The 11,635-nt window shown below is 71.5% G+C and carries 10 protein-coding genes; 4 read left to right on the top strand and 6 right to left on the bottom strand.

The annotated features are described in order from the left end of the window. Positions 1–37: 37 nt before the first annotated feature. From ACX80P_RS09755 to ACX80P_RS09740, 4 genes are read right to left on the bottom strand one after another with little or no spacing between them, the layout of a single operon-like run. Positions 38–1,885 carry a dipeptide ABC transporter ATP-binding protein gene (locus ACX80P_RS09755; RefSeq protein WP_459277875.1) on the bottom strand — a complete coding sequence of 616 codons (1,848 nt, stop codon included), beginning with the start codon at positions 1,883–1,885 and terminating at the stop codon, positions 38–40. Positions 1,886–1,941: 56 nt separating this feature from the next. Continuing rightward, the gene (gene aroQ / locus ACX80P_RS09750) at positions 1,942–2,424 is read right to left on the bottom strand and encodes a type II 3-dehydroquinate dehydratase (protein ID WP_459277874.1); all 483 of its coding nucleotides are present in this window, start codon (positions 2,422–2,424) and stop codon (positions 1,942–1,944) included. A gap of 7 nt (positions 2,425–2,431) precedes the next feature. Beyond that, positions 2,432–3,763 (bottom strand): MFS transporter, encoded by a 1,332-nt coding sequence (locus ACX80P_RS09745; RefSeq protein ID WP_459277873.1) that lies wholly within the window; start codon positions 3,761–3,763, stop codon positions 2,432–2,434. A gap of 51 nt (positions 3,764–3,814) precedes the next feature. Continuing rightward, complete coding sequence (locus ACX80P_RS09740; protein WP_459277872.1) at positions 3,815–4,408, bottom strand: TetR/AcrR family transcriptional regulator; 594 nt, start codon at positions 4,406–4,408, stop codon at positions 3,815–3,817. A 104-nt stretch (positions 4,409–4,512) separates the two neighbouring features. On the opposite strand from ACX80P_RS09740, the gene ACX80P_RS09735 reads away from it, so the two are divergent. Continuing rightward, positions 4,513–4,935 (top strand): organic hydroperoxide resistance protein, encoded by a 423-nt coding sequence (locus tag ACX80P_RS09735; RefSeq protein WP_459277871.1) that lies wholly within the window; start codon positions 4,513–4,515, stop codon positions 4,933–4,935. Between the two features lie 63 nt (positions 4,936–4,998). On the opposite strand, the gene acs is transcribed toward ACX80P_RS09735, so the two are convergent. After that, positions 4,999–6,957, bottom strand: a complete 1,959-nt coding sequence (gene acs, locus ACX80P_RS09730) for an acetate--CoA ligase (RefSeq protein WP_459277870.1) — start codon at positions 6,955–6,957, stop codon at positions 4,999–5,001. Positions 6,958–7,236: 279 nt separating this feature from the next. On the opposite strand from acs, the gene ACX80P_RS09725 reads away from it, so the two are divergent. The 3 genes from ACX80P_RS09725 to ACX80P_RS09715 all read left to right on the top strand — a co-directional run bounded on the left by ACX80P_RS09725 (position 7,237) and on the right by ACX80P_RS09715 (position 10,215). Beyond that, a complete protein-coding gene (locus ACX80P_RS09725; protein ID WP_459277869.1) occupies positions 7,237–8,580 on the top strand; it encodes a hypothetical protein in 1,344 nt (447 codons plus the stop codon). A gap of 57 nt (positions 8,581–8,637) precedes the next feature. Next, positions 8,638–9,441 (top strand): endonuclease III, encoded by an 804-nt coding sequence (nth, locus tag ACX80P_RS09720; protein ID WP_459277868.1) that lies wholly within the window; start codon positions 8,638–8,640, stop codon positions 9,439–9,441. A gap of 90 nt (positions 9,442–9,531) precedes the next feature. Next, positions 9,532–10,215: an NUDIX hydrolase gene (locus tag ACX80P_RS09715; protein WP_459277867.1), complete on the top strand. Its 684-nt coding sequence runs from the start codon at positions 9,532–9,534 to the stop codon at positions 10,213–10,215. Here ACX80P_RS09715 and ACX80P_RS09710 read toward each other — a convergent pair. Next, positions 10,127–11,620, bottom strand: coding sequence for a WXG100-like domain-containing protein (locus ACX80P_RS09710; protein WP_459277866.1), 1,494 nt, complete (start codon positions 11,618–11,620; stop codon positions 10,127–10,129). The two genes, ACX80P_RS09715 and ACX80P_RS09710, sit on opposite strands and share 89 nt — an antisense overlap. Between the last annotated feature and the right edge of the window lie 15 nt (positions 11,621–11,635).

Below are 11,635 nucleotides of genomic sequence, written 5' to 3'. Positions count from 1 at the left end.
TCAGGGGCCGAGGCCCCGGCGTCCGCGGTGGATACAGCTAGGAGGCCAACTCGTCGATGTCGAGCTCGTTGCCCGGGATGGACGCGAGCAGCTTCCGCGTGTAGGGGTGGCGTGGGTTCTGGAAGACCTCCTCCGAACTGGCCGCCTCGACCAGTTCGCCGTCCTTCATGACGCAGACGTAGTCCGAGATGAGGCGCACCACTGCGAGGTCGTGGGAGATGAACAGGTAGCTGAGGCCGAGCTCGGACTGCAGGTCGCCCAGGAGCTTCAGGATCTGCGCCTGCACCAGCACGTCGAGCGCGGACACCGGCTCGTCGCACACGATGAGCTCCGGCTTCAGGGCGAGCGCCCGGGCGATCGCGACGCGCTGCCGCTGCCCGCCGGAGAGTTCCGCGGGGTAGCGGCGCAGGGCGTTCTGCGGCAGCGAGACCTGGTCCATCAGTTCGCGGACCCGGGCGGCGCGCTCCTGCTTCGACCCGCGCTTGTACGCGTTGAGGGGCTCCTCGACGATGCGCTCGATCGTGAACATGGGGTTCAGCGACGAGTAGGGGTCCTGGAAGATCGGCTGCACGCGCTGCCGGAAGTCGCCCAGCTGCGCCTTGTCGAGGGTCGCGACGTCCATGCCGTCGAACGTCATGGTGCCCGACGTCGGTTCGATCAGCTTCAGCAGCATGCGCGCCGTCGTGGTCTTGCCCGAGCCGGACTCGCCCACGATGGCGACGGTCTGCCCGCGGGGCACGTCGAGGGTGACGTTCTTCGCCGCGAAGAAGTCCTCCTTGCTGCCGCGCCTCTTGTACACCTTCGTGAGGTCCCGGATCTCGACGATGTTTGCGGGAGCGGCGGGCGCCCCGCCGCTCGAGGGCGGTGCGGGCCGGTCCGATGACGACGTCGCCGCGTGGGCGCCTCCCGCGGCGGCAGCAGCCGGTCGGGATGCGTCGGGACTCTCGGAGGTGGGCTCGGCGCCGTCGTGCTCCGCGAAGACAGCCTCGGCGAGCTTCCGCCGGACCGTTGGATCCGCGGTGTAGGCGCCCGGGCTCAGGCGGACGGCGGCGACGCTGGGGGCGGCGCGTACGAGTGACTGCGTGTACGGGTGCCGGGGGTCGTTGAGCAGCTGCTCGGCCGGCCCGGTCTCGACGACCCGGCCGCGGTGCATGACGACGAGCTGCGAGGCGCGCTCGGCTGCGAGTCCGAGGTCGTGGGTGATGAGCAGCACCGACGTGCCCAGCTGCTCGGTCATGGTCTCGATCTGGTCGAGGATGGTGCGCTGGACGGTCACGTCCAGGGCCGATGTCGGCTCGTCCGCGATGAGCAGGCGTGGCCGGCAGGCGAGGCCGATCGCGATGAGCGCCCGCTGGCGCATGCCGCCCGAGAACTCGTGCGGGTACTGCTTGGCGCGCTCGCCGGCGTCGGGCAGCCCGGCAGCGGTGAGGACCTCGATCACGCGCTGCTTGACGTTCTGCTTGGTCGCCATCCCGTGGACGAGGAGGGTCTCCGCGACCTGCGTGCCGATCTTCGTGACCGGGTTCAGGTTCGACATCGGGTCCTGCGGGACGAGCCCGATCGCCCGGCCGCGGATCGAGCGCATCTTCGCCTCGGGCAGGGCCACGAGGTCCTGGCCCTCGAACAGGATGCTGCCGGAGGCCACCCGGCCGTTGGCCGGGAGCAGGCCGATGCAGGCCATCGCGGTGGTGGACTTGCCCGACCCTGACTCACCGACGATCGCCAGGGCACTGCCGCGCTTGAGGGTGAAGCTGGCGTCCTCCACCGCGTGGACCTCGCCGTGGGTCGTGCGGAAGGTCACCGCCAGGTTCCTCACCTCGAGCAGGGGTGCATCGGGGTTCTCGGGCTGCGCGGCCGTGCTTGCGGCGGGAGTGATGTCCGTCATAGGACCATCGTGCCCTATGGGCCGGGCGATCGGGGGCGTGGCGGGACGGGTCCGCCCTAAGTTTCTGGTGTGTGCGGGGCGTCTGGGGTCACCGCGGTGAGCCGTCCGGCGAGGTGGTCGACGGCGAGCCGGTAGCCGTCGATGCCCGCGCCGACGATCACGGCGTCGGCCACGCCGGAGATGTGCGAGTGGTGCCGGAAGTCCTCGCGGCGGTGCACGTTGCTGATGTGGACCTCGACCACGGGCAGGCCGACGCCCGCGAGCGCGTCGCGGATGGCGATCGAGGTGTGCGTGTACGCCCCGGCGTTGATGACGATGCCGTCCGCCGTCCCGCGGGCGGCGTGGATGGCGTCGATGATCCCGCCCTCGTGGTTGGACTGCAGGGCGCTGATGGTGCAGCCGCGGTCCCGCGCGGTGTCCGAGGCGAGGCGGACGACGTCGTCGAGTGTCGCCGTGCCGTAGACGTCCGGTTCCCGCGTACCGAGCAGGTTCAGGTTGGGGCCGTTGATCACGAGGATGCTGGGCGTGCGCGGGGTCATGCCCTAACTATGCCGCACCTGCGGCGGCGTCGGACCCGACCGGATCCGCGAGCCGCGACCGCAGGCGGACCGCGCCGAGCGCACCCGCCACCGTGACCAGGCTCATCGCGGCGAGGACGACGCCGGGGTGCCACCACGCGCCGTCGGTGGCGATGCCGAACCGCTGCGTGATGGACGGCGCGAAGCCGGCGACGATCGCGGCGATGCTGTAGGCGAAGGACAGCGCGGTGAACGCCGTCGCCGGCTTGAAGATGTCCGCCATCAGCCCGCCGAGCGCCGCCCAGCTGGCGGTGGGGAGGATGCCGCCGAGGATGATCGCCGCGACGTACACCGGTTCGGTGGCGATGCTGATGACCCAGTACAGCGGGAAGGCGATCAGAGCCGTCCCCAGCGCGCCACCGGCGACGACCTTCGCCGAGCCGACGCGCATCGCCAGGTAGCCGAACGCGGGGATGGTCACGAGCTGCAGGACGGAACCGACGAGCGCGGCGTTCAGGACCGTCTCCTGGGACAGGCCCAGGGTCCCGGTGCCGTACGCCTGCGTGTAGGTGACCATCAGGAAGTAGGAGCCGATGCCCAGCACGGCGGAGGCGATGGCGACCATGATGGCGGCGGGCTGGGACCTGAGGACCTCGAGGAAGGGGGCGCGGGGGAGCGCGTGCTCCCGGCTCGTCTCCCGGAAGACGGGCGTCTCGTCGATCGCGAGCCGCAGGTAGATCGCGACGGCGAGGAACGGGAATGCGAGCAGGAACGGGATGCGCCAGCCCCAGGTGGTCATGACCTCCGGTGCGAGAACGGCGAGGGCCAGGAAGATGGCGGAGATCAGCATGGTGCCCACGGGCGAGCCGAGCTGGGGGATGGAGGCGTAGAGCGCCCGTTTGCGCGGCTCGGCGTGCTCGGTGGCGATGAGGATGGAGCCGCCCCACTCGCCGCCGAGCGAGAGCCCCTGCAGGAGGCGGAGCACGGTCAGGATGATCGGGGCCCAGACGCCGATGGTGGTGTAGTCCGGCAGGAGTCCCACCGAGCCGGTCGCCAGGCCCATCAGCGTGATGGTCCAGATCAGCGTACGCTTGCGGCCGATCCTGTCCCCGAGGTGGCCGAAGAGGATCGCGCCGAGCGGGCGGGCGACGAATCCCATCGCGAAGACCAGGAACGCCGAGAGGGTCCCGGCCAGGGGGTCCTGCTCGGTGAAGAAGACCGTGTTGAAGACGAGCGCCGCCGCCGTGCCGAACACGTAGAAGTCGTAGGACTCGAGGGCCGTCCCCACGAAGGAGGCGCCGGCGACGCGGCGGGCCATGCGTGGAGTCGTGGCGGGAGGCTGCTGCAGGGTTGTGGACACGCTGAAATCATCCTCTCGCCCCGGGGCATCAGCCACCTTTCAGGACGAACGTCACACCCGTCCCGGTCCGGCGGGCAGGGGTGCGCGGCGGCGCGCGTCGATGATCGCCCGTCCAGCCGTGGTGAGGGATCCGGTCACCGCCGCGGGGTCTCCCATGAAGCCGTGCACCATGGCGCCGTCGCGCAGCATGATGAGCTGGTCCGCGACGACGTCGGGTCCCTCCACCGCGAGTTCGGTCAGCAGCCCGGTCACCACGCCGTGCAGCCAGCCCCGGTACTGCTCGACGGCGTCCCGCACCAGGGAGCCGTCCGCGGGGTACTCGGCGGCCGCGTTGATGAACGTGCACCCGCGGAAGCCCGGCCGGCACGCCGCGTCGCCGTTCGCGGCGGCCAGCCGGAGCAGGACCTCGCAGGCGTCGGCCCCCTCGGTCCGCTCGCGGTCGACGGCCGCCTGCAGCCGGCGCAGCTGGTCCTCGAGGTAGGCGACGACGAGGTGGTCCTTGGTCGGGAAGTGCCGGTAGAAGGTCACCTTCGTGGTGCCGGCGTCGGCGATGACCCGGTCGGCGCTGACCGAGCGGATGCTCGTGGCGTCGAACAGGCGGGTCGCCGAGGCGAGGATGCGCTCGCGGACGGGAGGGGTGGTCATCGTGCTCCGTTCTGCGGCCGTCGTGGTTTGCTCGAAGTAGAGTTACTAGTTAGTCTACATAGTCGGCAAGGGCATCCGGCCCCCACGACGAAAGGATCGACACCATGAGCGCTCTCTACACGGCAGTGGCGACGGCGACCGGTGACGGCCGCAACGGCAAGGCGCGGACCGACGACGGACAACTCGTCGTCGATCTCGCGGTCCCCACGGAGATGGGCGGCCCGGGCGGCGCGACCAACCCCGAGCAGCTCTTCGCCCTCGGCTATGCGGCCTGCTTCCACAGCGCCCTCAAGCTCGTCGCGTCCCGCAGCAGGGCCACGATCAGCGAGACGGCGGTCACGGCGGAGGTCGGCATCGGCCCGGTCGACGGCGGCGGGTTCCAGCTCACCGTGGCCCTGCACGCCGAGATCGGCGGGGTGGACCAGGAGACCGCGGACCGGCTCGTCGAGCAGGCGCACCAGGTGTGCCCCTACTCGAACGCCACGCGCGGCAACATCGAGGTCACGGTCGACGCCACGATCGGCTGACCCGTCCCGCAGACGCGAGAGGCCCCCGCCGGTGCGGGGGCCTCTCGCGTCCGGCCCGGGCCGCTACTTCCGCAGCGACGAGGCGATCTGCTGCATGATCGTCGGGTCGGACAGCGTCGTGGCGTCGCCGACCTCCCGGCCCTCCGCGACGTCCTTGAGCAGGCGCCGCATGATCTTCCCGCTGCGGGTCTTCGGCAGTTCGGGGACCACCAGGATGTTCCGCGGCTTCGCGATCGGGCCGATCTCCTTGCCCACGTGGTTGCGCAGGGTGGTGACGATGTCGTCGTCGTCCTTCGCCGAGCCGCGCAGGATGACGAACGCGACGATCGCCTCGCCCGTGGTCTCGTCGCTCGCCCCGACGACGGCGGCCTCCGCCACCGAGGGGTGGCTGACGAGGGCCGACTCGATCTCCGTGGTCGAGAGGCGGTGGCCCGAGATGTTCATGACGTCGTCCACCCGGCCGAGGAGCCAGATGTCCCCGTCGTCGTCCTTCTTCGCGCCGTCGCCGGCGAAGTACATGTCGTCGAAGCGCGACCAGTAGGTGTCCTTGAACCGCTGGGGATCGCCCCAGATGCCGCGCAGCATCGCGGGCCAGGGCTCGCGGATGACGAGGTAGCCGCCGGCGCCGTCCGGGACGGACTCACCCATCTCGTCGACGACGTCGATCGCGATGCCGGGCACGGCGACCTGCGCCGAGCCGGGCTTGGTCGCGGTCACCCCCGGCATGGGGGCGATCATGTGCGCCCCGGTCTCGGTCTGCCACCAGGTGTCCACGATCGGCGCCTTGCCCCCGCCGATCACGTCGCGGTACCACATCCAGGCCTCGGGGTTGATGGGCTCACCGACGGAGCCGAGCACGCGGATCGAGGAGAGGTCGTACTTCTGCGGGATGTCCCGGCCCCACTTCATGAAGGTGCGGATGGCCGTGGGCGCCGTGTAGAGGATGCTCACCTTGTACTTCTCGATGAGTTCCCACCAGCGGCCCTGGTGCGGGGTGTCCGGCGTCCCCTCGTACATGAGCTGGGTGGCGCCGTTCACGAGCGGCGCGTACGTGACGTAGCTGTGCCCGGTGACCCACCCGATGTCCGCGGTGCACCAGAAGACGTCGGTCTCCGGGCGCAGGTCGAAGGTGTTGCGGTGCGTGAACGCGGTCTGGGTGAGGTAGCCGCCGGTCGTGTGGAGGATGCCCTTCGGCTTCCCCGTGGTCCCCGAGGTGTAGAGGATGAACAGGGGGTGCTCGGCGTCGTGCGGCACCGCCGTGTGCTCGTCCGAGGCGCCCCCGACGACGTCGTCCCACCAGAGGTCGCGGCCTTCCGTCCAGGTGACGGGCTCGTTGTTGCGGCGGACCACGACGACGTGCGAGACGGTGTGGCCCTCCTTCTCGAGGGCACCGTCCACGGCGGGCTTGAGGGCGCTCGGCTTGCCCCGGCGGTACGTGCCGTCGGCGGTGACTACGAGCTTGGCCTCGGCGTCGTCGATGCGGCTGCGGAGCGCCTCCGCGGAGAAACCGCCGAAGACCACGGAGTGGACCGCGCCGATCCGGGCGCAGGCGAGCATGGTGACGACGGCCTCGGGGATCATGGGCAGGTACACGGCCACGCGGTCGCCCTTCTCCACGCCGAGCGACTCGAACGCGTTGGCGGCCTTCTTCACCTCGCGGGTCAGCTCCGCGTAGGTGATGGTGCGGGTGTCCCCGGGCTCGCCCTCGAAGTGGATGGCCACGCGGTCGCCGAGGCCTGCCTCCACGTGCCGGTCCAGGGCGTTGTAGGCGGCGTTCACGGTCCCGCCGACGAACCACTTGGCGAACGGCGCGTCCGACCAGTCGAGGGTCTGGGTGAAATCCTGGTCCCACGTGAGCAGTTCGCGAGCCTGCCTGGCCCAGAACTCGGTGCCCTCCTCACGGGCCTCGTCGTAGAGCGACGGCTGGGCGACCGCCTGCGCCGCGAACTCCTCGCTCGGCGGGAAGCGGCGCTCCTCGTGCAGCAGGTTCTCGAAGGCGTCGCCTTGTCGTTCGGCGGTCATGATCTACCCCTTTGTGACGTGGTCGGTAACGGACAGAAGAAGCGGGGTGCGACGCACCACCACGTGCTCCAGTGGAACCCTACCGAGTTCTCCCCGGGGGTGTGTGCCCCGGGTCACAGTCCCTAGCCGAACCGCCGCGATTGTGCGGTGAGCGGCGGGGCGCCGGTGCCCGTGCTTGCTGGAGAAGGTGCGGGCCGGTGGCTAGGGTGGAGGAAGGCAATCGACGTCGGGGGCCGCTGGTGCTCCGCCGGAGACCAGCGCCATGAACGGGAGTACACCATGACCGAAGCATCCGAGGAACATCACGGCAGGCACGAGGGGCCGGCGGGCGCCATGGAGCAGTCATCCGCGTCCACGACGTCCGGGCGGTCGGCAGGGTCCGCCGTTGCGTCCACGGAGAGCCGCCCCGTCGGCCGGAGCCAGGCCCTCGCAGGACCGTTCACGCTGCGTGAAGTGCTGTTCGGCGGTGGCGTGGTGCTCGTCTTCGTCGGCACCCTGCTGCCCTTCATCGACGGGGTCGTGCGCTACCAGAACTTCTGGAACACCGCTCCGCTCTTCTTCATCGGGATCGGGATCCTGCTGCCCGTGGTCGCGCTGGCACTCGTCGCCGGACGCCGGCTGGGAAGCTCCGGGCTGCGCGTCGGCTCCCTGTCGGTCGACCAGTTCGCGTCGGTGTCCGCGGTGCTGGCCACCATCTACTTCTTCCTGCAGACCGTGACGATGTTCCACGTCGGGCCCCTCGTGGCGCTGATCGGTGCGCTCGCCATGCTGGCGTCCACCGTCCTCGCGCCGGTCCTGCCCGTCCTCAAGGATGATTTCGCCGATCGCCCCGAGGTCCCCGCCCACCCGGCGGCGCGTGCGATCACCGCGGCACGGCCCCGCCCCGCCAAGCCGGCCGAGCCCGCCCCCGCCGCGACGGACGCTAGCGCGCTGGACGCCCCGGCGAAGGACACTGCCGGATGGGCTTCCCGGTTCGGCCGGAAGGACAAGTCCGGGGTGAACCCCGCAGCTGCACCGGTCCTGCAGAACGGTGCCGGTCTGTACGGGGCCGGGGGAGCCGGTGTCGTGGGTGCCGGTCCAGCCGCCTCGGGCCAGTCCGGCCTGGAGCGTGGCGCGGCGACGGTCGGTCACGCATCCGCGACGTCCGATCACGGGTCCGATCATGGCTCGGCGCACGGCTCGGCCCACTCCTCGGCCGGCGCGTCCCAGGGCGGCGCTCACGCCGTCGACGGTCACGACGGAGGCACGCGCGGCACGGATGAGGACTCCTCCACGACCGCCCCGTCGTCCGCCGGGGAAACCCGGGTGCACGAGGTCGTCCGCGACGAACCGACCCGGGCCGACGCCACGGATCCCTCCGAGCAGCGGAGCCGCCAGGAACCGATCACGGCAACCCGCTCGGCCGACGAGGAGCCGGTCGTCGAGGCGTTCTGGTTCGCCGTCGGATCCTCCCGTCCGGTCTTCGACGAGCAGACGGACCAGGAGGTCTTCATGCTGCAGCCCGGGGACTGGGAGGTCGGCATCGAGGACCGCGGCCACGAGTTCCTCGTCCAGGACAAGCGCACCGGTGCCGTCGGCATCCTCAGGGATCTCCGCAACATCGAACGAGCCCCCCAGGACTGAGCCCCGAGTCCTGCGGCTGGGAAGCCCGGGGCAGCAGCACCGTAAGGAGACACGCGAGTGGCAGGCAGCAGAGTACGGGGCGACGAGGAGTCGCCGGTCGCCCTGAAGCGGCGCGCCCGGAAGATCAACAGGATCCTGGGCGAGACCTACCCGTACGCGGTGGCCGAACTCGACTTCCGGAACGCGTTCGAACTCCTGGTGGCGACCGTGCTCTCCGCCCAGACCACGGACGTGCGCGTCAACCTCACGACGCCGGCGCTGTTCGAGCGCTACCCCGATCCGCGCGCGCTGGCCGAGGCCGAGGAGACCGAACTGCAGGAACTCATCCGGCCCACGGGCTTCTACCGGGCGAAGGCCAACAGCCTGCTCGCACTGTCCCGTCGACTGGTCGACGAGTTCGACGGCGAGGTGCCGGGGACCCTGGACGATCTCGTCACCCTCCCCGGGGTCGGCCGCAAGACGGCGAACGTCGTCCTGGGGAACGCCTTCGGCATCCCCGGGATCACGGTGGACACGCACTTCGGCCGACTGGCCCGCCGGTTCCGGTGGACGACGTCCGAGGACCCGGTGAAGGTCGAGCAGGAGGTGGCGGGCCTCTTCGACCGCAAGGACTGGACGATGCTCTCGCACCACGTCGTCTTCCACGGGCGCCGGATCTGCCACGCCAAGAAACCCGCCTGCGGTGTGTGCCCGGTGGCGGCGCTGTGCCCGTCCTACGGGGACGGGGAGACGGACCCGATGAAGGCCGCCAAGCTGCTGAAGTACGAACTCGCTCCGGGCCGGGAGGACCTGCTCGAGTCGATGCGCGCCGGGCGGACCCGGTCCGAACTCCGCGCGGCAGGGCACGGCCTGGGTGCCTAGGGCCGGCTCCCTCCGGGCCGCGCGACCACGGTCGGACGGACCCCGGCTTCCCCGGGGCGCCGTCATCGCGCGGCCCGCCGGCACCCGGGGATGACCGCCCGGGACGAACTCGCCCGCTGGGTCGGTTCGATGCAGGTGTCGAGGACGTCGCTCCTGCGGCCGGACGGCTGGCAGTTCGCGACACTCGACCCGGCGAAGAGCCGACGCGCGGCTGTGCTCATCCTCTTCGGGGAGAGCGAGGACGTGCCGCCCGCTTCCTCGCCGCGTCCCGCCCCCGACGGCGTCGACCTCCTCTTCGTGATGCGCGCCAGTTCCCTCGCCCACCATCCCGGGCAGGTGGCGTTTCCCGGCGGGACCATCGACGCCGGCGACCTGGACGAGGGCGCCGCAGCGCTCCGCGAGGCGCGCGAGGAGACCGGGGTGGACTCCGCAGGCATCGAGATCCTCGGGACGCTGCCCGAAGTAGGGCTTCCCGTCAGCAACTTCCTGGTCACGCCCGTCCTCGCGTGGTGGGCGGAGCAGTCCCCGGTCCATGCGGTGGACACGGCGGAGTCCGAGCTGGTCTTCCGCTGTGCCGTGAGCACGCTCCTCGACCCGTCACGACGGAGGACCGCCGTGGTCCGCCGGGACGGGTTCGTGAGCAGGACCCCTGCCTTCCTCACCCCGGACGCCGTGATCTGGGGGTTCACGGCGATGCTCCTGGATGCGATCTTCGACGGGCTCGGCTGGACGACGCCGTGGGACCGGTCGCTGGAGATCCCTGCACCGCTGTGAGCCGCCCCGGTCCCGCGGCGCTCGGAGGAAGGCCGGGGGTCCGGCCCGGCGCATAGCGGTCCCTGAGGGTGCGGGGGAGTGCCACCAGCCCGACGGCGGTGTCGACGCGCTCCTTCGTCCTGAGCGCGCATTCCACCGCGGGCACGACAGGTGACGCCCCGGTCCGGGTGCGCAGTGCTGCGAGCACCTGTTCGGTTATGCCGCCGGGGGCTGCATCCGGGGCGAGACGCCGTCGGACCTGACGCGAGACCTGCTCCCGGGCGAGGGCCGCGGGACTGGACAGGGCGACCGAGACCGCCCGGGAGTCGAGGACGCGGAGCCCTGCCGCCCCGACGGGCCGGAGGACGCGCACCGCCGGGGCGAGACGCGACAGCCGGGCCGGGGATCCTCCCGCCCCCGACGCCGGACCGGGGGTCCTACCGCCGGCGTGGAGAGCGGCGCGGGTGGACGCGGATGTCCTGTCCGGAGACCGCAGCCCCGAGGTGAGCCTGGCCGCTCCCGGCATCCTCGCCGCGACGACCGAGGCCGTGCGCGCGAGCACGCCGAGGCGCGACAGGACCTGATGGACCCGGGCCACCATCTGGGCCGTGCGGGCAGCGCCGACCAGGGCGGTGACCGCTGCGGAACCCCCGAGGGTGACGAGGCTGAGCGCGGTCCCGACGGCAACCATGGCCAGGCATTCGAGGGCGAAGGACCGCGCCTCGTCCTCCAGTTCCTGGTGCGCCGCCTCGACGGCGTCCGCAAGTCCCCGACACCCTTCGGCGAGGTCCCTCGATGCCTGCGCGACCAGACGGCCGGATGCGTCGACGACGGCGCTGCGTTCCCGGAAGAGCGTCAGGTCCTCGGCGATGAAACCGTCGAGTGAGTGGCGCGCGTGGGCCGACGGACCGCCGACGGCCGCCGCGATCCCGTCCGCGAAGCCGGTCCACGTCGCGCTCGCCGCACGCAGGCGCGCGGGGTCGCCGGCCGGCCACACGACCCCGGCGATGCCCGCGACGAGGTCCCAGTGCAGCGGTGGGAAACCGGCGTCGGCACCGCAGGCGGACGGGAGGAAGGGAGCCGTCGGATCCGGGGCGGCCGGCGGGATCAGCGGACCGGTCAGCGCGGACAGGCCCATCGAGGCGGCATGCTCGGCGGTGATGTAGTTGCCGGCGGCGAGGGCCAGGGCTCGCGCCGTGTCGGACGTCGCCAGCGCAAGGTCACGGGACGCGGCGAGCACATCGTGTGCTGCCGGGTCGTAGGCGGCCGCCCACTCCGCGCCCATCGCATCCCAACCGGCCATGCCGCCGGTCTGCCGCAGCGCAGCGCCTGCTGCGTCCCCGGCGTCGACGAGCCGGCGACCCGCCGACGCCGCCAGCCCTGATGCCTCGGTGTACCGGTCCGTATCGATCCGCAGCACGCCCACGCAGTCCACCTCTCT

The organism is Arthrobacter arabinosi (assembly GCF_054511115.1).
The sequence above is the reverse complement of the archived record's forward strand: the minus strand, read 5'-3'. Positions and strand labels throughout refer to the sequence as shown.

Excerpts from the sequence above, each read along its gene's own strand:
- ACX80P_RS09755 (WP_459277875.1), bottom strand. The coding sequence starts at position 1,885 with ATGACGGACATCACTCCCGCCGCAAGCACGGCCGCGCAGCCCGAGAAC.
- aroQ (WP_459277874.1), bottom strand. The coding sequence starts at position 2,424 with ATGACCCCGCGCACGCCCAGCATCCTCGTGATCAACGGCCCCAACCTG.
- ACX80P_RS09740 (WP_459277872.1), bottom strand. The coding sequence starts at position 4,408 with ATGACCACCCCTCCCGTCCGCGAGCGCATCCTCGCCTCGGCGACCCGC.
- ACX80P_RS09735 (WP_459277871.1), top strand. The coding sequence starts at position 4,513 with ATGAGCGCTCTCTACACGGCAGTGGCGACGGCGACCGGTGACGGCCGC.
- acs (WP_459277870.1), bottom strand. The coding sequence starts at position 6,957 with ATGACCGCCGAACGACAAGGCGACGCCTTCGAGAACCTGCTGCACGAG.
- ACX80P_RS09725 (WP_459277869.1), top strand. The coding sequence starts at position 7,237 with ATGACCGAAGCATCCGAGGAACATCACGGCAGGCACGAGGGGCCGGCG.
- ACX80P_RS09715 (WP_459277867.1), top strand. The coding sequence starts at position 9,532 with ATGACCGCCCGGGACGAACTCGCCCGCTGGGTCGGTTCGATGCAGGTG.